Origin of the sequence: Luteimonas viscosa (genome assembly GCF_008244685.1) — a bacterium.
GTDB classification, from domain to species: Bacteria; Pseudomonadota; Gammaproteobacteria; order Xanthomonadales; family Xanthomonadaceae; genus Luteimonas; species Luteimonas viscosa.
This window is the reverse complement of sequence record NZ_VTFT01000001.1, coordinates 2,974,414-2,995,093: the sequence shown is the minus strand read 5'-3', so window position 1 is coordinate 2,995,093 and position 20,680 is coordinate 2,974,414. Positions and strand designations below refer to the sequence as shown.

Annotated in this window: 17 protein-coding genes; 11 read left to right on the top strand and 6 right to left on the bottom strand. The window is 65.0% G+C overall.

Annotation, left to right across the window (positions count from 1 at the left end):
- Window positions 1-121: 121 nt before the first annotated feature.
- The 3 genes from FZO89_RS13260 (at window position 122) to FZO89_RS13250 (ending at window position 4,518) form a co-directional block, all read left to right on the top strand.
- A complete protein-coding gene (locus FZO89_RS13260) occupies window positions 122-1,960 on the top strand; it encodes an assimilatory sulfite reductase (NADPH) flavoprotein subunit (protein ID WP_149103704.1) in 1,839 nt (612 codons plus the stop codon).
- A gap of 102 nt (window positions 1,961-2,062) precedes the next feature.
- Window positions 2,063-3,784, top strand: coding sequence for an assimilatory sulfite reductase (NADPH) hemoprotein subunit (gene cysI, locus FZO89_RS13255; RefSeq protein ID WP_149103703.1), 1,722 nt, complete (start codon window positions 2,063-2,065; stop codon window positions 3,782-3,784).
- A complete protein-coding gene (locus FZO89_RS13250; protein ID WP_149103702.1) occupies window positions 3,781-4,518 on the top strand; it encodes a phosphoadenylyl-sulfate reductase in 738 nt (245 codons plus the stop codon). The genes cysI and FZO89_RS13250 overlap by 4 nt, the downstream gene beginning before the upstream one ends.
- Before the next feature lie 132 nt (window positions 4,519-4,650).
- On the opposite strand, the gene FZO89_RS13245 is transcribed toward FZO89_RS13250, so the two are convergent.
- The 3 genes from FZO89_RS13245 to FZO89_RS13235 all read right to left on the bottom strand — a co-directional run bounded on the left by FZO89_RS13245 (window position 4,651) and on the right by FZO89_RS13235 (window position 8,427).
- A complete protein-coding gene (locus FZO89_RS13245) occupies window positions 4,651-6,972 on the bottom strand; it encodes a reprolysin-like metallopeptidase (RefSeq protein WP_149103701.1) in 2,322 nt (773 codons plus the stop codon).
- Between the two features lie 106 nt (window positions 6,973-7,078).
- Entirely contained in the window at window positions 7,079-7,714 is a 636-nt protein-coding gene (locus FZO89_RS13240) for a CoA transferase subunit B (RefSeq protein ID WP_149103700.1), read from the bottom strand.
- Window positions 7,714-8,427 carry a CoA transferase subunit A gene (locus tag FZO89_RS13235; RefSeq protein WP_149103699.1) on the bottom strand — a complete coding sequence of 238 codons (714 nt, stop codon included), beginning with the start codon at window positions 8,425-8,427 and terminating at the stop codon, window positions 7,714-7,716. The genes FZO89_RS13240 and FZO89_RS13235 overlap by 1 nt, the downstream gene beginning before the upstream one ends.
- 224 nt (window positions 8,428-8,651) lie before the next feature.
- Between FZO89_RS13235 and FZO89_RS13230 the strand changes: the two genes are divergently transcribed.
- The 7 genes from FZO89_RS13230 (at window position 8,652) to FZO89_RS13200 (ending at window position 15,186) form a co-directional block, all read left to right on the top strand.
- Entirely contained in the window at window positions 8,652-9,398 is a 747-nt protein-coding gene (locus tag FZO89_RS13230; protein ID WP_149103698.1) for an electron transfer flavoprotein subunit beta/FixA family protein, read from the top strand.
- Window positions 9,398-10,336 carry an electron transfer flavoprotein subunit alpha/FixB family protein gene (locus tag FZO89_RS13225; protein WP_149103697.1) on the top strand — a complete coding sequence of 313 codons (939 nt, stop codon included), beginning with the start codon at window positions 9,398-9,400 and terminating at the stop codon, window positions 10,334-10,336. The genes FZO89_RS13230 and FZO89_RS13225 overlap by 1 nt, the downstream gene beginning before the upstream one ends.
- 47 nt (window positions 10,337-10,383) lie before the next feature.
- Window positions 10,384-11,508 (top strand): non-hydrolyzing UDP-N-acetylglucosamine 2-epimerase, encoded by a 1,125-nt coding sequence (wecB, locus tag FZO89_RS13220; protein ID WP_149103696.1) that lies wholly within the window; start codon window positions 10,384-10,386, stop codon window positions 11,506-11,508.
- On the top strand, window positions 11,438-12,433 hold the full coding sequence (locus FZO89_RS13215) for a glycosyltransferase family 2 protein (RefSeq protein ID WP_149103695.1): 996 nt from the start codon (window positions 11,438-11,440) through the stop codon (window positions 12,431-12,433). The genes wecB and FZO89_RS13215 overlap by 71 nt, the downstream gene beginning before the upstream one ends.
- The gene (locus FZO89_RS13210) at window positions 12,430-13,203 is read left to right on the top strand and encodes a class I SAM-dependent methyltransferase (RefSeq protein ID WP_149103694.1); all 774 of its coding nucleotides are present in this window, start codon (window positions 12,430-12,432) and stop codon (window positions 13,201-13,203) included. The genes FZO89_RS13215 and FZO89_RS13210 overlap by 4 nt, the downstream gene beginning before the upstream one ends.
- Window positions 13,204-13,238: 35 nt before the next feature.
- Window positions 13,239-13,640, top strand: coding sequence for a GtrA family protein (locus FZO89_RS13205; RefSeq protein ID WP_187471154.1), 402 nt, complete (start codon window positions 13,239-13,241; stop codon window positions 13,638-13,640).
- 130 nt (window positions 13,641-13,770) lie between these two features.
- Window positions 13,771-15,186 carry a hypothetical protein gene (locus FZO89_RS13200; RefSeq protein WP_149103692.1) on the top strand — a complete coding sequence of 472 codons (1,416 nt, stop codon included), beginning with the start codon at window positions 13,771-13,773 and terminating at the stop codon, window positions 15,184-15,186.
- A 57-nt stretch (window positions 15,187-15,243) separates the two neighbouring features.
- Here the strand turns inward: FZO89_RS13200 and FZO89_RS13195 are convergent, their stop codons facing one another.
- Window positions 15,244-15,828 carry a hypothetical protein gene (locus FZO89_RS13195; RefSeq protein ID WP_149103691.1) on the bottom strand — a complete coding sequence of 195 codons (585 nt, stop codon included), beginning with the start codon at window positions 15,826-15,828 and terminating at the stop codon, window positions 15,244-15,246.
- A gap of 75 nt (window positions 15,829-15,903) precedes the next feature.
- Between FZO89_RS13195 and FZO89_RS13190 the strand changes: the two genes are divergently transcribed.
- The gene (locus FZO89_RS13190; protein WP_149103690.1) at window positions 15,904-16,896 is read left to right on the top strand and encodes a polysaccharide pyruvyl transferase family protein; all 993 of its coding nucleotides are present in this window, start codon (window positions 15,904-15,906) and stop codon (window positions 16,894-16,896) included.
- A gap of 70 nt (window positions 16,897-16,966) precedes the next feature.
- Here FZO89_RS13190 and FZO89_RS13185 read toward each other — a convergent pair whose 3' ends face one another.
- Window positions 16,967-18,745 (bottom strand): hypothetical protein, encoded by a 1,779-nt coding sequence (locus tag FZO89_RS13185; RefSeq protein ID WP_149103689.1) that lies wholly within the window; start codon window positions 18,743-18,745, stop codon window positions 16,967-16,969.
- Window positions 18,746-18,867: 122 nt separating this feature from the next.
- A complete protein-coding gene (locus tag FZO89_RS13180; protein WP_149103688.1) occupies window positions 18,868-20,652 on the bottom strand; it encodes a hypothetical protein in 1,785 nt (594 codons plus the stop codon).
- Between the last annotated feature and the right edge of the window lie 28 nt (window positions 20,653-20,680).

Sequence of the window (20,680 nt, the reverse complement as noted above, 5' to 3'; positions counted from 1 at the left end):
CAGCCCCCCTCCCCGCCCGGTAAATCACCGCAGGGCATGACTGCATAACCGACCCTCCTTTCCCGCGCACGGCGTGCTTGCCTAGCCTTGGTTGCGTACCCGCACCAAGGATCGCCGGAGGATGTCCGCACCCGCCGCATTGCCCGCGCTGCCGTTTCCCCAGGAGACGGCGGATGCGCTGGTCCGCCTCACCCAGGGGCTGGAGCCGGCCGGGCTGTGGTGGCTGTCCGGTTATGCGGCAGGCCTGGCGAGCCGCAGCGGTGCGGAGGTGCCCGCGACCGCGGTTGCGCGCACCGACGCGGCGCCGGCGGGGCGCCTGACCATCCTCTACGGCAGCCAGACCGGCAACGCACGCCGCGCCGCGGAGGCGCTGCTGGCCAAGGTGCAGGCCGCGGGCCTGCCCGCGCGCCTGGTGCGGGCCGACACCTACCCCACCCGCGAACTCGCCGGCGAACGCCTGCTCTACGTGGTCATCAGCACCCAGGGCGAGGGCGATCCGCCGGACGATGCCATCGGCTTCGTCGAGTTCCTGACCGGCCGGCGCGCGCCGAAGCTGCCTGAGCTGAAGTTCGCCGTGCTCGGCCTCGGCGACACCAGCTACGCCGACTTCTGCGGCATCGCGCGCCGCATCGACGCGCGACTGGCCGAACTCGGCGCGCATCGCGTGGCCGACATCGGCCTGGCGGATCTCGATATCGACACCGTCGCCGCTCCCTGGGGCGAAGCGGCGCTGGCCCAGGCCCGCGAACAGCTCAGGGTCGCCACGCCCGCAGGCGCGGCGCATCTGGCGACGGTCACGCCGCTGCGCCCGGCCACGAGCTGGTCGCACGAACGCCCGTTCCCGGCCGAGGTGCTGGCCAGCCAGACCCTCAGCGGCCGCGAATTCAAGGGCACCGGATTCCGTCGCTACGGCGCCGTCGACAAGGACGTGCGCCACATCGAACTGTCGCTGGACGGCTCCGGCCTGGCCTACGAGCCGGGCGATGCGCTCGGCATCCGTCATCGCAATCCCGAGCCGCTGGTGGCCGCCGTGCTGGAGGCGACGAAGCTCGACGGCGATGGCATCGCCACCATCGACGGCGACAGCCTGCCGCTGGCCGAATGGCTGGCCACGCACCGCGAACTGACCAGGTTGTCGCGCCCGTTGCTCGCCGCCCTGGCCGAGCGCGCCGACGCGGACGAACTGCGCGCTCTGCTCGAACCGGGCAATGCCGGGTTCGGCGCGCTGCTGGCCGACCACCAGCTGGTCGACGTGCTGCGCCGCTGGCCCGCGAACTGGGAGCCCGATGCCCTGCTCGCCGCCCTGCGCCCGCAGGCCCAGCGCCTGTATTCGATCGCCTCCAGCCGCAAGCGCGTGGGTGAAGAAGCGCACCTCACGGTCGACATCGTCGGCTATCAGGCGCATGGCCATGTCCACATCGGCGCCGCCAGCGGCTTCCTCGCTGCCCTGGAGGAAGGCGGCCAGGTGCCGGTCTACGTCGAGCCGAACGAACGCTTCCGGGTGCCCGCCGACGGCGCGCGCGACATCCTGATGGTCGGCCCCGGCACCGGCGTGGCGCCGTTCCGCGGCTTCGTGCAGGAACGCGCGGAAACCGGCGCCGGTGGCCGCAACTGGCTGTTCTTCGGCGCCCAGCATTTCAATACCGGCTTCCTCTACCAGGTCGAATGGCAGGAGGCGCTGCGGCGCGGGGAACTGCATCGGCTCGACCTCGCCTTCTCGCGCGACCAGGCCGACAAGCTCTATGTCCAGCACCGCCTGCGCGAGCGTGGCCGTGAGGTCTACGACTGGCTGCAGTCCGGCGCGCACCTGTACGTCTGCGGCGCGATCGCCATGGGCAAGGACGTGCACGCCGCGCTGCTCGACATCGTCGCCGCACACAACGGCGGCGATACCGAGGCAGCGGCCGGGTATCTGTCCGCACTGCAGCAGGAAGGCCGCTATGCCCGCGACGTCTACTGACCGGCCCGTCCCTTCCCCCGCTTCGCGGGGGAAGGTGCCCGAAGGGCGGATGGGGGCACGCGCCGCCGCGCCCTCATCCCAACACGTCTTCCCGGCAGCACCATGAGCAACCACTCCGTCGAAGACATCAAGGCCGAAAGCAACCGCCTGCGCGGTTCGCTGCTCGAGAGCCTGTCCGACCCCCTGACCGGCGCGCTGCGCGAAGACGACCAGACGCTGATCAAGTACCACGGCAGCTACCAGCAGGACGATCGCGACATCCGCGACGAACGCCGCCGCCAGAAGCTCGAGCCCGCCTACCAGTTCATGATCCGCACCCGCACGCCCGGCGGCGTAGTGTCGCCCGAACAGTGGCTCACGCTCGACGCCATCGCCACGCGGTTCGCCAACCACTCGCTGCGCGTCACCACCCGCCAGGCCTTCCAGTTCCACGGAGTGATCAAGCGCGAGCTCAAGGGGACGATGCAGGCCATCAACGCCGCGCTGATCGACACGCTGGCCGCCTGCGGCGACGTCAACCGCAACGTGCAGGTGGCGGCCAATCCGCTGCTGTCGTCCGCCCATGCAACGCTCTACGCCGATGCCGCGCGCACGTCCGAGCACCTGTTGCCCAACACCCGCGCCTACTACGAGATCTGGCTGGACGAGGAGCGCGTGGCCGGCAGCGGTGGCGAGGACGAACCGATCTACGGCGACAAGTACCTGCCGCGCAAGTTCAAGATCGGCTTCGCGCTGCCGCCGGTGAACGACGTGGACGTATACGCCAACGACCTCGGCTTCATCGGCGTGGCCGACGACGCCGGCGGGATCGTGGGCTATGACGTGACCATCGGCGGCGGCATGGGCGCGACCCATGGCGATGCCGAGACCTATCCGCGCCTGGGCAACAACGTCGGCTTCATCCCGCGCGAGGCGCTGCTGGCGGTCGCGACCGCGGTGGTCACCACGCAGCGCGACCTGGGCAACCGCAACGTGCGCAAGCGCGCGCGCTTCAAGTACACCATCGACGATCACGGCCTGGAGGTGGTCAAGGCCGAGATCGAACGCCGCGCGGGCATCGCGTTCGCCGCGCCGCGCTCGGCTCCGTTCGAGCACAACGGCGATCGCTACGGCTGGGTCGAGGGCGAGGACGGCCACTGGCACCTGACGCTGTCGCTGCCGTCCGGCCGCATCGCCGACCGTCCCGGCATGCCGCATCTCACCGGGCTGCGCGAGATCGCCCGGATCCATCGCGGCGAGTTCCGCATGACCGGCAACCAGAACCTGGTGATCGCCGGCGTGCCGGCCGGCGAGCGCGAGCGGATCGACGCACTGGTACGCGCGCACGCGCTGGATGCGGTCAACGACGCGCCGACCGCGCTCGCGCGTGCGGCGATGGCATGCGTCGCGCTGCCCACCTGTGGCCTGGCCATGGCCGAGGCCGAGCGCTACCTGCCCGAGTTCACCGCTGCGCTGCAGCCGATGCTCGAGATCCACGGCCTGGCCGAGGCACCGATCCTGTTGCGCATTTCCGGCTGCCCCAACGGCTGCTCGCGCCCCTACCTGGGCGAGATCGCGCTCGTGGGCAAGGCACCGGGCCGCTACAACCTGATGCTCGGCGCCGACCATCGCGGGCAGCGGCTGAACACGCTGTACCGCGAGAACATCACCCAGGCGCAGATTCTGGCCGAACTCGAGCCCCTGTTCGCGCGCTATGGCGCGGCCCGGCTGGATGACGAGGGATTCGGCGATTTCCTGCTGCGCACGGGCGTGGTCGAGATTCCCGCCAGGGATCGTCGCCAGCACATCCCCATCGACAGCACCCTGGTCGAGGACGTCGCATGAACATTCCCACCGTGGATGCCGCGCTCGACTCGGTCGACGCGCGCGCCGAGCTCAACCGCTGGCTGGCCGGCCGCCGCGCCGAGGAGCGCGTCGAATGGGCGCTGCACACCCTGCCCGGCGAGCACGTGCTGTCGTCGAGCTTCGGCGCGCAGGCGGCGGTGTCGCTGCACCTGGCCACCCGTCAGCGCGCGGACCTGCCGGTCGTGGTGGTCGACACCGGCTACCTGTTCCCCGAGACCTACCGCTTCATCGACGAGATGAGCGAACGCCTCTCGCTCAACCTCAAGGTATACCGGCCGCAGATCGGCGTGGCCTGGATGGAGGCGCGCATGGGCCGGATCTGGGAAGAAGGCGTCGACGGCATCGAGCGTTACAACCGCCTGCGCAAGGTCGAGCCGATGCAGCGCGCGCTGCGCGAGCTCGGCGTGGGGACCTGGATCGCCGGCCTGCGCCGCAGCCAGGCGCGTACACGCGCCGGCATCGATTTCCTGGAACGCAAGGACGGACGCTGGAAGCTGCACCCGATCGCCGACTGGAGCGACCGCGACGTCGGCCAGTACCTCGCCCGCCACGACCTGCCCTACCACCCGCTATGGGACCAGGGCTACGTCTCGATCGGGGATGTGCACACCACGCGCCCCCTGACGGCCGTAGACAGCATGGACGACACTCGCTTCTTCGGGCTGAAGCGTGAGTGCGGCCTGCACTTCGACGATGACGCAATACCCGCCTGAAAAATACCGATTCGAGTCGAAGCCAATCTTACTCAACGCTTGCCGTGGGAGAACGTCGGATGACGCATCATCCGACGTGCCGCGCCGACGAAGTACGTGGAGTTCGGCCTAGTCTCTCAGCCACGTCAGGCTTCAGTAGAAGACCTTCCACGAGAGATCTTCCACCGGGGCCACCCATTGCTGGGTGCTTCGCTCGCCCGAGCGCCAGTAGACATTCTCGCCGTTAACGGAATTCCGCCAAAAGATATCCGCGCGCCCATCGCCGTTGAAATCGCCGACAGCTGCCACGAACCAGTTCCGGTTGACAGCGGCTACCGCCTGCTGTTGCCCGCGATCCCCGCTCTTCCAGATCACGTTCGCACCAGTTGAGGCATTGCGCCAAAGAATATCGTCGACGCCGTTCCCATCAAAATCGCCAACACCAACAACGGCCCAGTTCGTATCCGTAACGCCGGTTACCGACATCTGAGAGTTCTGACGACCAGCGCGCCAGATGACATTCAGGCCGGTCACGGCTTCTCTCCACAGGATGTCCTCCCGCCCGTCGCTGTCGAAATCCCCGACCCCGACCACTTTCCAATTCGTGTTGGTTACTCCATCGACGGCCTGCTGCTGGGCACGCTGACCTGAGGGCCAGATCGCATTGGCGCCGGTCGAGTAGTTGCGCCACAACAGATCGTCGATGCCGTCCCCGTTGAAATCACCAATGCCGACAATCTTCCAGTTCTGATCGGTGACGCCCACCAGGTTCTGCTGCTGCTGCCGCTTGCCGCCAGGCCATACCAGGTTCTGGCCAGTCACCGTGTTCCTCCACACCACATCCGCCTTACCGTCGCCATTGATGTCGCCGGTTCCGACGATTGTCCAAGCTTGGTCGGTTGTGGTCACCATCGCCTCTTGTGTCGCGCGGTTGGCAGACTTCCAGATGACATTCTTGCCATTGCCCGTGTGGCGGAAAATGATATCGGCCTTGCCGTCGCCGTCGATGTCGCTTCGAACATCGGAAAGGGGCACGACCGTCGCGCGGAAGTTGGCGATGACAGGCATGGTCTGGTTCATGCTGCGGGCGTTGTCTTCCATGGCCGTCCCCGTCGGACGATTGACGTATTTGACGGAGGGATTCGCGAAGTGCGGCGCCTCGATCTGCGAGGCACCCGACGGGTACGCCATGATGGTGTGGAATCCGGTCGCAGACGCTTCGCGATAACCGTACGAGTACTCGTGGGCGCCCGCGTCCGCCGCGTCCTCCTCGTTGTGAGCCTGCCCCATCAGATGACCCAGCTCGTGGGCGAGGGAGAAGTCACTGCAGAAATAGGTATTGTTGTCGCTTTCGTCGCGGTCTTCGCCATCACTCACCACCGCGTAACCGAATGCCGCATCGTTGGCGGCGGAAATCCCGGAGCCGTTCATGCCAAGCAGCCAGGCGATGCCACATCCGTCCTGCTCGGGCTCGCGATAGCGGCGCACGAACGCGACCAGATCCGCACCGTATTCCTCACGCGCTTCTCGCAGCGCGTTGAAGGCGGAGTTGGGGGTGATGGGCTGCTGGGTATCGGCGTTGTAGCCCGTGAGCTGTTGCAACGCTTCCTGGTTGTCGGAGTTGTCCGCATAGTTGACCTGGAGCGTATGCACCGCGCGCAGACGCATGTTCACGCCACTGTTCGCGTACGCAGAGTTCGTCAATGCCACGAGGCTGGTGACGAAGGTTGCCGCAGCGGACTGGCTGCCGTAGACGCTCGCCAGGCCACTTGAATAGCCGACCAGGACGTCGACCATGGCGGCGGCCTTAGTCGAGACATTCGCTGCCACGGACGGGCTTGCCTTAGACAGATGACGGGCAGCGGCCGCGGTCAGTGCGCCGGCCTCCGGCGGCAGGAGGAAATCTTCTCCCTTCTCACGACGACCGCCGCTGGAAGCCAGCAGGCTGCGGTCGGTCTCCACCACCCACGCACCGGTCCGGTCGGTGCGGACGCGGTAGTAGTCGTCGCCGCGCGAGATCATGCCGAACACGGCCTTCTCGCCGAAGGTCAGGATCGCGCTGGATCCATCGGCGTTGCGGCCGATCCAGGTCCAGTTCCCGTCGGGCTGCTCTTCGTGGCGCTCGTACTTGATCTTCACCGGCTCGCCGTCGGGCGTGGCCAAGACCAGCTCACCACTCCCGATTGCGTTGAGCGCATGCGCTTCGCTCAGGGCGACCGGGTGATAGGTATACGCACCGGACTGCCGGCTCTTGCGCGCGCCGCCATAGGACAGCAGTTCGCCCCGGTCGGGCAGCGACGCGAAGCTCGTTGGTGAACCACGCAGCGCCGCCAGCGATTCGCCCGTGGGCAGCGAACCGGATGCCGGAGAATCCGCGGTCTTGGGCACTGCAGCCGCCGCGGGATCGGAGTCGGACTCCGACGTGCAGCCGGCCAGCCCGGCGACCAGCATCAGGCCCAGAAGATGTTTGCGCATGTCGCGTCCCGAAAAGTGGAGAAAGTTCCGCCCTGTGGCGGAGAGTGTCGCAGCATACGCCCGCCCCCGGCACGCCGGTAGCTAAACGGCACCTGAAAGCAGTCCGTCACGACGCGCGCGTGAACGCCACCCCGGTTTTCCCCCGCAGCGCCTCTTCATCCACCCCCGGGGCGAGCTCCCTGAGGACCAGACCATCCGGAGTCACGTCCAGCACCGCCAGATCGGTGATGATCCTGTCCACCACGCCCACTCCGGTCAGCGGCAGGGTGCACTCGGGCAGGATCTTGTGCTCGCCGTTCTTCGCCGTATGTTCCATCAGCACGACCACGCGCTTGACCCCGGCCACCAGGTCCATGGCCCCGCCCATGCCCTTGACCATCTTGCCGGGCACCATCCAGTTGGCCAGGTCGCCGCGGTCGGTGACCTGCATCGCGCCGAGGATGGCAAGGTCGATGTGGCCACCGCGGATCATGGCGAACGAATCGTGGCTACCGAAGTAGCTGGCGCCGGCGCGGGCGGTCACCGTCTGCTTGCCCGCGTTGATCAGGTCGGCATCGACCTCGTCCTCGGTCGGGAACGGGCCGATTCCCAGCAGGCCGTTCTCCGACTGCAGCCAGACGTCCATGCCGTCGGGGATGTAGTTGGCCACCAGGGTCGGCAGACCGATCCCAAGGTTCACGTAGGCGCCGTCGCTGAGTTCCTGCGCGGCGCGCTGGGCCATCTGGTCGCGGGTCCACGGCATCAGCGGGTCTCCTGGCGCACGGTGCGCTGTTCGATGCGCTTTTCGGGGGTCGGGTTCAGGACCAGGCGATCGACGTAGATGCCCGGCAGGTGCACATGGTCGGGATCGAGCTGGCCGGTGGCCACGACCTCCTCGACCTCGGCGACGCAGACCTTGCCCGCCATCGCGCAGGCCGGGTTGAAGTTGCGCGCGGTCTTGCGGAAGACCAGGTTGCCGGCCTCGTCGGCCTTCCAGGCCTTGACCAGGGCGAGATCGGCCTTGAGCGCGGTCTCCAGCACGTACCAGTGGCCATCCTCGAACTGCCGGGTTTCCTTGCCCTCGGCCACGACCGTGCCGTAGCCGGTCCGGGTGAAGAAGGCCGGGATCCCGGCGCCGCCGGCCCGCAGGCGCTCGGCCAGCGTGCCCTGGGGATTGAACTCGAGCTCCAGTTCGCCGCCCAGGTACTGGCGCTCGAATTCCTTGTTCTCCCCCACGTAAGAGGAAATCATCTTGCGGATCTGCCGCGTCTCCAGCAGTTGGCCGAGACCGAAGCCGTCGACCCCGGCGTTGTTGGAGATCACGGTCAGGTCCTTTGCGCCGGAGTCCCGCAACGCCGCGATCAGCGCCTCGGGGATGCCGCAGAGGCCGAAGCCACCGACCGCGAGCGTCTGGCCGTCGGTCACCAGGTCGGCCAGTGCAGCCCTAGCGTCGGGAAATCGTTTGGAAGTGGCCATGCGGGTCTCGTCGTCACGAATGCGGGGATTCTAACCAGCCGGGACTGCACCGACATCTTGACCTTCGCGCGCCGCCTGCGTGCGCACCGGATGCGCCCACCTCATGGCGGTCGGGGGACAGGCCGCCAACGTGACCTGACAGCGGGGTCGCGCCCCGAGTCGGGGGCCGGTAAAATCGCGGCACTCCGGCGTCCCGCGCCGCGTCCCCAAGGACCCCCACCCCGATGAAGATCCTCGTCGCCTACAAGCGCGTGGTCGACTACAACGTCCGTATCCAGGTCAAGCCGGATGGATCGGGTGTGGTCACCGACGGCGTGAAGCTCTCCGCCAACCCGTTCGACGAGATCGCGCTGGAAGAGGCGCTGCGCCTGCGTGACAAGGGGGTGGCGACAGAGGTGGTGGTGGCCACCATCGCGCCGGCCGATGCGGCCGCGCACCTGCGCAACGGCCTGGCGATGGGCGCCAACCGCGCCATCCATGTGGTCACCGACCAGGCGATCCAGCCGCTCACCGCGGCCCGCACGCTGCTGAAGCTGGTGGAGAAGGAGTCGCCCGACCTGGTGATCCTGGGCAAGCAGGCGATCGACGACGACGCCAACCAGACCGGCCAGATGCTGGCCACCCTCTGGGGCCGGCCGCAGGCGACGTTCGCGTCGAAGCTGGAAATCGCGGACGGCAAGGCCACGGTCACGCGTGAGGTCGATGCCGGGCTGGAGACGCTGGAGGTCGACCTGCCTGCCGTCGTCACCACCGACCTGCGCCTGAACGAGCCGCGCTTCATCAAGCTGCCCGACATCATGAAGGCCAAGAGCAAGCCGATGGAGACGCTGCAGCTGTCCGAGCTCGGCATCGAGCCGGCGGATTTCCTCAAGACCACCCATTACGCCGCCCCGGGCGGGCGCAGCAAGGGCGTGATGGTCAAGGATGCGGCCGAACTGGTGGCCGCGCTCAAGCAGAAGGGGTTGCTGTGATGGCCAAGGTCCTCGTCATCGCCGAACATCTCGACGGCCAGCTGAACGCGTCCACGGCGCGCACGGTGAGCGCCGCCCAGGCGCTGTCGCCGGAGGCCATCGACGTCGCCGTGCTGGCGTCGGAACCGGACGCGGTCGCGGCCGAAGCCGCGCGCATCGCCGGCGTGTCCCGCGTGCTGACGGTGGCGAACGCCGCCAACGCGCACCCGGTGGCCCAGATGCTGGCTCCCCAGGTCGCGCGCCTGGCCGACGGCTACAGCCACGTGTTCCTGCCCAGCACCACCTTCGGCAAGGACCTGGCGCCCTGCGTGGCCGCGCTGCTCGGCGTGGCGCAGGTGTCCGACCTGATGGCGGTCGAGTCCGCGCACGTGTTCAAGCGCCCGATCTACGCCGGCAACGCAGTGGTGACCGTCGAGGCGCCCGTGGACCAGGCCGTGGTCGCCACGATCCGCACTGCCTCCTGGCCGGAAGCGGCCCAGGGCGATGCGGCTCCGGTGGAGGCGGCCAGCATCGAGGTCGAACTGCCCACGCATACCCGCTTCATCGGTCTGGCACAGGCCAAGTCCGACCGCCCCGACCTGCAGGGCGCCAAGCGCGTGGTCTCGGGCGGACGCGGCGTGGGTTCGAAGGAGAACTTCGAGATCATCTACAAGCTCGCGGACCGGCTCGGCGCCGCGGTGGGCGCCTCGCGCGCCGCGGTCGACGCCGGCTACGTGCCCAACGAGCTGCAGGTCGGCCAGACAGGCAAGATCATCGCCCCGGAGCTCTACGTGGCGATCGGCATCTCCGGCGCGATCCAGCACCTGACCGGAATCAAGGATGCCGGCACCATCGTCGCGATCAACAAGGACCCGGACGCGGCGATCTTCGAGATCGCGGACATCGGGCTGGTGGGGGATCTGTTCGCGCTGCTGCCGGAGCTGGAGGCTGCGCTCTGAACGGCGTTGCGGACGGGAAGGCGCCGGCACCGCCGCGCAGCCGGGTCATGGTCGTCTTCGGCACCCGCCCGGAAGCCATCAAGATGGCCCCGGTCGTGGAAGCCCTTAAGGCAACCCGGGGCATCGAAACGCTGGTCGCGGTAACCGCCCAGCACCGCGAGATGTTGGACCAGGTGCTGGAACTGTTCGACATCGTCCCTGACGAGGATCTCAACGTGATGCAGCCCGGGCAGACGCTCGCGGGGCTTACCTCGAGGATCCTCACCGGGATGGACGAGGTCATCGCTAGGCACAGGCCGGACATCGTGCTAGTGCACGGCGACACCACTACGACCATGGCCACGTCCCTGGCGGCGTTCTATAACCGCACGGCGATCGGCCACGTCGAGGCCGGCCTTCGCACCGGAAATCTCTACTCTCCCTGGCCCGAGGAAGCGAACCGCAAGGTGACCGGAGCGCTCGGCACGCTGCACTTCTCGCCGACCGAAAATTCGCGCAGGAACCTGCTTGTCGAAGGTGTGCCCGACACGAGCATCCTGGTTACAGGCAATACGGTGATCGATGCACTGCTCGCGGTGGTGGAACGGATCCGGCGAGACGCCGCACTGGAAGCATCGCTCCGTGCACAGTTCCCGTTTCTCGACCCCGGCAAGCGGCTGGTACTTGTGACCGGACACCGCCGCGAGAACTTCGGCGACGGTTTCGAGCAGATCTGCCAAGCGCTGCGTGCGATCGCCGCGCGTGGCGACACCCAGGTGGTCTATCCCGTACACCTGAACCCGAACGTGCAGGAACCGGTGCGGCGGATACTGTCGGGTGAATCCAACGTCCACCTGATCGAACCGCTCAACTACCTCCCCTTCGTTTACCTCATGTCGCGCTCGCACCTGATCGTCACCGATTCGGGCGGAGTGCAGGAGGAGGCGCCGTCCCTCGGCAAGCCGGTCTTGGTCATGCGCGACACGACCGAGCGGCCGGAGGCGGTGGAGGCAGGCACCGTCCGCCTAGTCGGTACCGATGCGATCCGCATCGCCGCGGAAGCCAACCGGCTGCTGGACGACACCGTCGCCTACGAGGCCATGGCCCACGCCCACAATCCCTATGGCGACGGACAGGCCAGTCGACGCATCGCCGACGCGCTGGTCGCCTGGGCCGGCACTCAGGCTGCATGACCCGCGCCATTCACTCTCGCCCGCCCTCTACGAGATCGCCGTGCATTCCGAAAACGCCCCCATCGTCAGCGTCCTGGTCCCCTGCTACAACGAGGAGAACGCGATCGATGAAACCATCCGCAAGCTCGACGGCGCGTTGGCCGTGCTCGAACGCTACGAGATCATCGCCATCGAGGACGGCTCGGCGGACCGCACCCTGGAACGGCTTGAGGCGCTCAGGTCCGGTTTCCCCAGGCTGCGGGTCGTCCGCCACGACCGCAACCGCGGCTACGGCGCCGCGCTGAAGACGGGCATGCGCCACTCGGACGCGGAACTGGTCGCGATCATCGATGCGGACGGCACCTATCCGATCGACGACCTGCCCAAGCTGATCTCCCTGGCCCGGGACTTCGACATGGTCGTCGGCGCACGCACCGGTGCCAACGTCACCTACTCGGCTGTGCGCAAGATTCCGAAGTTCTTCCTTCACCGCTGGATCAACTGGATCGTCAACCAGAAGATCCCGGACATCAACTCGGGCATGCGCGTGTTCCGCAAGGACATGGCACAGAAGTTCGTGCGCATCCTGCCCAACGGATTCAGCTTTACGATCACGATTACGATCTCGGCCTTGCGCAACAACTACCGGGTCCACTTCGAGCCCATCGATTACTTCGCGCGCAAGGGCAATTCCAAGATCCACCCGATCAAGGACACGCTGCGCTTCGTCCAGATCATCGGCCGCACGGGCATGTATTTCGCACCCCTGCGAATCCTCACGCCAATCATCCTGCTGTTGCTGGCTGCAAGCGCGCTCAGCCTTGGCTACGACGCATTCGTGCTGCAGGACATGACCGAGAAATCGCTGGTCCTGCTCACCATGTGTCTCAACGTCAGCATCTTCGCGGTCCTTGCCGACATGATCGACAAGCGGAGCGACATATGAGCAACGATGCGTTCGAATGGAAGAGCAATCCGGAGCATCATGAGGCGCAGGAGAGGATGGCGCACCTCGATGCCTACTATGCCTGGACGTCGCGGCTGTTCGGGGAGTCTCTGGAAGGACCCGCGGTCGACGCCGGCGCCGGAAGCGGGCATTTCTCCGCCATGCTTTCGCAAAAGGTCTCACCGATACTGTTGCTGGAAGGCGGACAGGAGAACCTCGACACGCTCCACAGCCGGTTCAGGGGCTCCCCGGCCGTGTCCGTCAAGGAAATCGACCTGAACCATTGCGTCGAAGCGATTGCGTCGTTCGGCGCCAGGAGCATCTTCACGCTGGACGTACTTGAGCATCTGGAGGACGACCGGCGCGTACTGTCGCAGTTCCAAGAAGCTTTGCCACCGGGTGGAAAGCTCTACATCAAGGTACCGGCTCTGCAGTCTCTCTACGGTCCCGTGGACGAAGCCTCCGGGCATTTTCGCCGATACAGCCGCCGGACCCTCCGCGCCGCCGTCGAGTCGGCGGGGTTCCGCGTGCTTCGTTGCCATTACATGAACTTCGCCGGCGTGCTGCCGTATTTCATCAAGTCGCGCATTCTCAAACGCCGGCAAAATTTCTCGCGCACATTCAACGAGCAGCAGATCAAGCGGATCGCAAGCCTGATGCCCTGGTTGGAGAAGTTGGATCGCATCCTGGGCCCGCCTCTGGGACTGTCCCTGATCTGCGTCGCGGAGAAAGCAGAAGATCGAAGCCCTCCCAAGGCGTTCCTAAGATGACAGGTAGCGAGGGGAGGACTCCCCTACTCCCGCCGATGGCATGGATCGCCAGTCTGATCGGTGATGGCTGGCGCATGGCCGTGATGTCTCTTGTCAGCCTGGCACTGGGCTATGTGTTGACGATCGTCTTCCATCAGTTCGCAGGTCTCCATGTCGACCTGGCGTATGCCATCGCGGTGCTCACATGTTCGATGGTCAATTTTTTCGGTTGCCGTTATTGGGTTTTCCAGGGTCACCGGGGCGGACTGCTCACCGAGGGCGGCAAGTTCTTTTCATCCATTCTGCTTTTCAGGGCAATCGAGATCTTCGCGTTCTCCCGGATCACCGACTGGCTCGACAACTATCATGCGGCATATTTCCTGACCGCATGCATCGCCGTCTGCCTGAAATTTATTGCATTCCGGACATTCGTGTTCCGACGGCGACCCGGCAGTTGATGCCGCGCGTCATCGACCAACCGGTGCATCGCACCGTCCACGACATTGTGGGCGGCAGCGCGTTGCCCGGCCTGCCTATTCCAGCCACGCCCATCGTCCAGGAGCGCGGTTGCTACACAGGACTCCACGCATGAGCCAACCCCACAGTGCCCTGCCCGAGCTGCACAGCGCGCTGCAGGCAAGGACGTCGCTCGCCTGGTTGGCGATCGCTGCGTTCTTCGTCTTCCTGTTTGATCCGGGCATCATGTCGAACGACAGCATCGCGTCGCTGCGGCAGGCGCGCTCGCTGGAATTCAACGACTGGCATCCTCCGCTCAAGGCGTTGATCTGGAGCCTGCTCGACCGCATGATCGCGGGCCCTGCGGGCATGTTGCTGGCGCAGTCGGCCCTGTTCGCATACGCCTCCGCGGCCTTGTGCGCCCACGCCTTCCCCCGTCTCTCGAGCCGTTTTCCGCGATGGTCGGTTGTGGCTGTCTTCAGCCTGTTTCCACCGGCGATGACCCTCGTTGGCATGATCTGGAAGGATATCTGGACGTCGGGCTTCCTGCTCCTCGCGCTGGTCCACCTGTTCCGTGCGCGCGATGCCCTCGACGTCGCAGTCCGGCGCAGGCACGCGATTCTCGTCGTCGTGTTCTGCTTCGGAGCAACCGCATTCCGGCATAACGCGCTTGCCGCCACCGCGGGGCTCCTGGCCGGCGCCGCCTATCTGGTCCTGTTTCCGAAGATGGGCCAATGGCTGAGGCTGTTTGCAGCCTCGGTCATCGGCGTGGTCGCAGCCGTTCTGCTCTACGTCGGTGTTTCACTGGGGAATGGCCTGATCGCGGAACGTGCCAATCCGACGACCGCCATCTACCTGCACGACATCGCGGGCGTCATCGTGTACTCGGGCGATGCGGAAAACGCGGCGAACATGGTGCTTGCCGACGCAGGCCACCTGACGGATGCCCCCGAGCAGTTCCTGGCCAGGATCTACAGGTCTTATACGCCCGCCGCTGCAGGCCGGATAGTCCGGACCAGCCGCAGGCCGGCTACGCCGTTTTCAATCAACGTGTATGCGCTGGACCATGACGCCGAAAGCGTGCGCGAGATCCACAAGACCCTTGTCAGCAAGTACCCGCTGGCCTACCTGAAACATCGTACGCAGGCGTTTGTCTGCCTCCTGCAATTCTGCGAGCGCGACACCTGGATCTACCGCAGCTATGTGATGAACACCGACTACTCGCTGCCAGACACGTTGAACCGCGAATCCTGGCAGTACGCGTTCCGGAAGGCGGTGCTGAGCCCGAAGCTCGCGGTGCTGTACCACCCCGGCTTCTGGCTGCTGGTGACCCTGGTCGGCGGGGCCCTGGGATTCGCGCGCCTGGGCGGCCCGCGGCCCAGCCTGCTGCTGTTCATGGGCCTGAGCTCGGCAGGCCTGGCGGTGTCGCTTTACTTCACATCGCCCATCGAGAGCTTCCGCTACCTGCACTGGACGGTGCTGCTGGGGTGGACGATGCTGTTCCTCGCTGCGGAGCGCCGGATCGAGGCTCTCGCCGCCGAGTCCTGAGGAACATCATCGCCGATCCCCCGTTGGCTCCGGCGATGCCCGCGCCTTCAGGCAACCTCAGTTCGACTGCCAGACCAGATGGAGGGTGCCGGTTGCGTCTGGCGCCCTCGGCTTTCGGTGTCTCGGATTAATCTTGACCGTGACCTTGGTGCCGTCCGTCCGTGAGAACGTCAACTCCCTGACGCCCTTGACGAGCTCCGTCCCAGACTCGGAGAAACCTTTCTCCGCGAGCAGTCCCGCGAAGGCCTCTTCGGCCTCTTGGGGCGTGAGCTGGCGGATCTCCACGTAAACGCGCCGCTCGGGATTCGATGTACCAGCACTGATCGTGTTGTCATTCAATCGATGAAAAGGAAACGGAAACTCGATGCCTTCTGGCAGCGGATTTCTGAGCGCAGTCGCCTTGAAGTCGACACGGGTTTCCGGTTCACGGGCCTCCGGCGCCGGGGCAGGCGCCGCCTGCTCAACCGTCTGCTGGGGGGACTGCTCCGAACACGCGGCCAGCAGCAGCAAGGAAAGGGTCAAGACTTTACGCATACTTGTTGGGACCTTGTTCGGGAACTGGCGTTCGAGGTTGACCAGGTCGACTTCCGGTGCAGTCAGCGCCCCTCGTCTTAGCCCGGCCAGCGTGCGATCATCATACATCCGGCGGCGCTGCCGCCCACAGGGCCGCCTCGTAGCCGCCCCGCCTGCCCAGCAAAGAGCAATTCAGGATCTCCTATGAAGAAGAAGCGCATCGGCCTTGTCGGATTCTTTGGCTGGGGCAACTTCGGCGATGAGTTGTTTGTGGACGTCTATCGCCAGTGGCTCGAGCCGGAGTTCGAGCTCAAGGTACTTAACGATCTCACGCAGAAGCCATATTTCTCGCGTCCCGTGCCTGAAGTGCTGGAGGATGTGGACGCGGTCGTCATCGGTGGTGGCGACCTGATCATGCCGTGGACGGTTTCGGACCTGTACTGGAAGAAGGAATACCTGACCAAGCCAGTTCACGTCTGCGGCGTGGGCGTACCGACGTGGAAGGGCTCGGCGGCCCCGGCCGTCGAGTACATGCGCGAGTTCCTGTCTCATCCGAACATCCGCTACTTCAACGTCCGCGACCGGGAAAGCGCGAACTGGATCAACAAGCACATCAAGCCGGCCACCGAGCCCAGCCACGGCGCCGACATCGTGTTCGCACTGGACATGCCGTCGGCACCCAAGCCCGAGGGTGCCCCGATCCTCGGCGTGGTCACGCGCGACCGCTCGGACAAGCCTGACGACCTGACCAACGTGCTCGCGCTCTGTCAAAAGGCGCTGGGGCTGGGCTACCGCATCCGGCACATCGTGCTGGGATCGGGCGTCGTAGGCCGCAAGGACGTGGCGCGCGCCCAAGACCTGGACATCCCTGGTAAGGAACTGGTGGTCAGCGAGTCCACCGCCGACCTCTGCAAGGCCATCGGCGAGTGCACCGCACTGACCAGCATGAAGTTCCACGGCACCGTCGTCGCGGCCGCCTATGGTGTGCCGTCCTTTGTGCTGTCGGCGACCGACAAGAGCCGCAACCTCATGCGGATGATGGAGCGGCCGGACCTGCTCACCTCGATCGCCGACAAGCACCTGCCCGACCGGTTCTCCCAGTACACCCCCCCGATTCCGTGGGCGACGCGCAATCTATTGCGCCGGCGTGCGGAAGCGACCTTGAATGAACTTGCCGAGTCGCTCAGGTCCTGCTAGATCGGTTTTGCGGCGTGAAGGCTAGCGGATCGTGCTTCCCAGCCATTCATCCCCTCCGCTGTCCGCCGGCTCAGGAAAGCAACTCGAAAGCGAGGAATTTGCCCACGTCGCCGCGCATTTCGGAGAAGGTACTTTCCTCGCGCGCAAGCTTGGTGGTTGCAGCTTCGTAAGCAGGCCCGTAGCTGTCACGAACAGCACCGCCCAAGTTGCCGTAATTCTGCTCAACCATGCGGGCAAGAATCGCGCGGTCGGCAGGGTAGGCAAGGCCACGCGCTGCCAGGACGCCCAGGAATAGTTGCGGGAAACCGTTCACGACGTCGTTCAATGTCCCGAACACGCGATATTCGTCGAGATCGTCTGCTCGCAGCGTGCCCAAATACCGGGAGCGATCCGCCACGATGGCATCGGCCAGATTCTTGTGGGGGTCGTCGAACGGATGCGCTGCAAGGGAAGGCGAAAGATAGATCAGTAGATCACTGATCAAGCTCTGTCCCTTCTTCGACGGAGCGGGCCATTCGTTCACGCTTGATCGGCTGAGTGCAACGAGGTCGCGCGTCATGATTGGGCGAAAGCCCATCATCGTGGACGGTACGAAACGGCCGGAGTGCACTGCATTTCTGAACCCCAAGTAGTGCCATTCCGATCCGTACACGTCATCGGCATCGATCCCCATTGCAGCCAGCCCCCCCTCGCTCTGGGCCCTGAAGGCAGCGGAAACCAACGGATCTTTGATATTCCCGGCGATCGCCTGGATAGGACGCCATCCGTAGTTGCCTTTGACAAGTTCGGCGCCATGGCCCGAAATCGAGAAGGCGCCCCCTCTGACCCTGACATGGGGGTTGAACTTCAGGAAGTCATAAATTCCAGCATTGGACAGGAACCAGAGGCCCAGTTCGTCCTTGACCTTGCTGAACACCCCTTTGTCACTGGCCCCAGCCCCTCGCAGCCCAGCGGGAAAGCCGAACTTTTCCCGCAATGATTCGACCACCGCAAAGTCACGCGCGTGCCCTGCGTTCGTGTTTGTGCAACTGAACACGGCCTGCTCGCGGCCGGCTCGGGAAGCCAGTGCCGCCGCGAGGCACGTCCTCGAGTCCATGCCACCGGACAGCGATATCCTCGCGGTATTGGACGATATGGCGGAAATGGTCCCCATCAAGGATGCCATTCGCTGCCCGGCCAGTCGAACGCCTTCTGCGTAAGTGGCTCCTTCCGTCGAAAAGTCTTCGTAGCAGCTTCTTCGTGTGATCTTGGCTTCGATCTCAGTCAATGGGACTCGCAGTCCTGCGCCAACCTGCAGGTACTTGATCTGAGCGACCACGGTGTCCTGACTCAACATCTGTCCGGCCATCGCGTTCTGCCAGCTCCTTGCAATCGCAGCCTCTTGGTCCAGCTCTCTCGGCAGCCCCAGTTCACGCCGAAGCTCGGCCAGCATCATGGAGGAGTCCGCCACTGCAACCATTGCCTTGCCGGTCGTATAGAGAACCGGGCACAGGGAAAACAGGTCGTTGGAGACATGGACGGCGTCCTCGTCCCATCGAACTGACAGGTAGCATCCCTCCAGCGGTCGCTGACTCGTGTGGGAGCCTGCCTTCTTCAAATACCCGGAGAATCCGTCTGCCCCCAGGGACAACGATCTGTTCTCGTAGTCAATCGCGAAGCCCTTGAAGATCATGCGCTGGTCTGGGTTGAACTCAGACGCAGGCCTCTTCGAGACATAGGTCAGCCATACGGCCTCGTTCAGCTGCAGCTGCATCACCTCCGCCTGATGTTGTCCGCCGTGGCGAACCAGCCATCGATGGATCTTTGACGCAGATTCATGTTCAGACACTACGAGGAGATAGTTGGACATCAGCGTCTTTGACCTGTCGCACGTTGTTCCATGTTTGATTCTCCGCAAGACGGCTGATGCATCGGCAATTCCACCGTCAGCATCTTTGTGTCATCACAGAACATCGGGACGTCCATCGCCGCTCAATCCACCAGTTCGAAACTGAGCAGCTTGCCTATCGAAGCCCGCATCTGACTGACCGAGAGCTTGTCGGCCGCCAGTTTGGTGGTCGCCTCGGCCAAGGTCGGTCCATACACCTCCCTGACACGACCGCTGAGCCGTCCGTAGTTCTCCTGTACCAGCCTCAGGAGCACGGGGCGGTCCAGGTCGTTGGCCCCGTGCCGTTCGGCCACCAGTGCCGCGAACACGTCTGGACACCCGCTGACAATCCCTGCAAGGCTGCCGAAGACCCGGTACTCCACGATCTCGTCCGGCATCAAGCCCCCCCCCAGGTAGCTACTCCGCTCAGCCACGACGCTTGCCGCAAGGTTCTTCTTCTCGTCATCGAACGGTTCCGAGGCCAACGCCGGTGACAGGCATATCAGCAGGTCGCTGATCAGGCTCTGCCCCCCCTTCTTGGGGGCAATCCACTCGTTCAGCGACGAACGGCTCAGTGCGACAAGGCTCCTGGTCATCAACGGCCTGAAGCCCGCCATCGTGCCGGTCACGAAGCGGCCGGAATGGATTGCATTCCTGAAACCCAGGTAGTGCCATTCGGAACCAAAAGCATCGTCCGGCCTGACGCCCATCGCGGCGATCCCGGACTCGCACTGGGACAGGAATGCGTCCGAAACCAGCCTGTCCGGGATGGCGTTCGCGATCGTCCGGATCGTCCGCCACCCGTAGTTGCCCTTGTGCAGTTCCGCGCCGTGTCCCCCGATCGATACCGCGCCTTCGCCCGTGTTGATCGCGGGCATTACATACATGAAATCGTAGAGCCCGGCATTTGCCAAGAACCACAGGCCAAGTTCCGGAACGCGCCGTCCCGGGCGAGGAACAGAAGCCGGAGGGGTCCGAAGGCCGAGCGGAAACCCGAATTTCCCGGAGAGAGACGATACGACCTGATAGTCCTTGGCGTGCGACGAACTGGTGTTCATACAGTTGAAGGCGGCTTGTCCTCGCCCTGCTTCCGAAAGGAGAGCCGCAGCGAGGCAGACACGTGAGTCCATGCCGCCAGAGACGGCCAACCTTGCTACGTCCCCTGATAGCCCAGAGAACGTCTGGATCGAAGAAGCGATCCGCTGCGCCGAAAGCCGCACGGTCTCGGTGTAGTTGTCTGATTCAGGGGCGAACGTTTCAAGTACGCTTCTTCGTTTGACGGCAAGCCTGATTTCCGGCGAGAAGGAGACCACCAGCGACGTGCCCACCGGCGCAAACTTGATCTCCTCCACGAGCGTGTCTTCGCCGAGCATCTGCCCTGCCATCGCATTCCCCCAACTCCTCCCGATGACCGAGCGTTCGTGCAGGCTGCAACGCAGGCCTAGCGCCCGCCGCAAGTTCGCCAGGATATACATCGAGTCCGAGACCGCCGCGACTGCGCTGTCAGCGAAATACAGCACCGGACACTGGGCAAACAGGTCGCTCCTGATCTCGGCTTGCGCGCCAGTCCAGCGCGCGGAGAAATAGCAGCCCTCGATCGATTCTCCGCTCCGCCGGCCTAGTCTATGGATTGCCAGATACTGCGCGAATCCTTCCGCGCCCAACGCCATCGATTCTCGTGCATAGTCGATTGCGTAGCCCTTGAAGATGACCCCGTCGTGCATCCGACATTCTCGGACCGGGTTCCGCGACACATAGGTGACCCATCGATCCTCGTTGACCTCGAATTGCATCAACTCCGCGTCAAGGTCGCTGGAGTACCTGCTGAGCCAGGACCTGGTAGCAACGGCAGCTTCCTGGCTCGAGATGACAAGCAGATAATTGGACATTGGATCTCTGGCAATACATGGGTACTGC

Excerpts from the sequence above, each read along its gene's own strand:
- FZO89_RS13260 (WP_149103704.1), top strand. The coding sequence starts at position 122 with ATGTCCGCACCCGCCGCATTGCCCGCGCTGCCGTTTCCCCAGGAGACG.
- cysI (WP_149103703.1), top strand. The coding sequence starts at position 2,063 with ATGAGCAACCACTCCGTCGAAGACATCAAGGCCGAAAGCAACCGCCTG.
- FZO89_RS13250 (WP_149103702.1), top strand. The coding sequence starts at position 3,781 with ATGAACATTCCCACCGTGGATGCCGCGCTCGACTCGGTCGACGCGCGC.
- FZO89_RS13245 (WP_149103701.1), bottom strand. The coding sequence starts at position 6,972 with ATGCGCAAACATCTTCTGGGCCTGATGCTGGTCGCCGGGCTGGCCGGC.
- FZO89_RS13240 (WP_149103700.1), bottom strand. The coding sequence starts at position 7,714 with ATGCCGTGGACCCGCGACCAGATGGCCCAGCGCGCCGCGCAGGAACTC.
- FZO89_RS13235 (WP_149103699.1), bottom strand. The coding sequence starts at position 8,427 with ATGGCCACTTCCAAACGATTTCCCGACGCTAGGGCTGCACTGGCCGAC.
- FZO89_RS13230 (WP_149103698.1), top strand. The coding sequence starts at position 8,652 with ATGAAGATCCTCGTCGCCTACAAGCGCGTGGTCGACTACAACGTCCGT.
- FZO89_RS13225 (WP_149103697.1), top strand. The coding sequence starts at position 9,398 with ATGGCCAAGGTCCTCGTCATCGCCGAACATCTCGACGGCCAGCTGAAC.
- wecB (WP_149103696.1), top strand. The coding sequence starts at position 10,384 with ATGGTCGTCTTCGGCACCCGCCCGGAAGCCATCAAGATGGCCCCGGTC.
- FZO89_RS13215 (WP_149103695.1), top strand. The coding sequence starts at position 11,438 with ATGGCGACGGACAGGCCAGTCGACGCATCGCCGACGCGCTGGTCGCCT.
- FZO89_RS13210 (WP_149103694.1), top strand. The coding sequence starts at position 12,430 with ATGAGCAACGATGCGTTCGAATGGAAGAGCAATCCGGAGCATCATGAG.
- FZO89_RS13205 (WP_187471154.1), top strand. The coding sequence starts at position 13,239 with ATGGCATGGATCGCCAGTCTGATCGGTGATGGCTGGCGCATGGCCGTG.
- FZO89_RS13200 (WP_149103692.1), top strand. The coding sequence starts at position 13,771 with ATGAGCCAACCCCACAGTGCCCTGCCCGAGCTGCACAGCGCGCTGCAG.
- FZO89_RS13195 (WP_149103691.1), bottom strand. The coding sequence starts at position 15,828 with ATGTATGATGATCGCACGCTGGCCGGGCTAAGACGAGGGGCGCTGACT.
- FZO89_RS13190 (WP_149103690.1), top strand. The coding sequence starts at position 15,904 with ATGAAGAAGAAGCGCATCGGCCTTGTCGGATTCTTTGGCTGGGGCAAC.
- FZO89_RS13185 (WP_149103689.1), bottom strand. The coding sequence starts at position 18,745 with ATGTCCAACTATCTCCTCGTAGTGTCTGAACATGAATCTGCGTCAAAG.
- FZO89_RS13180 (WP_149103688.1), bottom strand. The coding sequence starts at position 20,652 with ATGTCCAATTATCTGCTTGTCATCTCGAGCCAGGAAGCTGCCGTTGCT.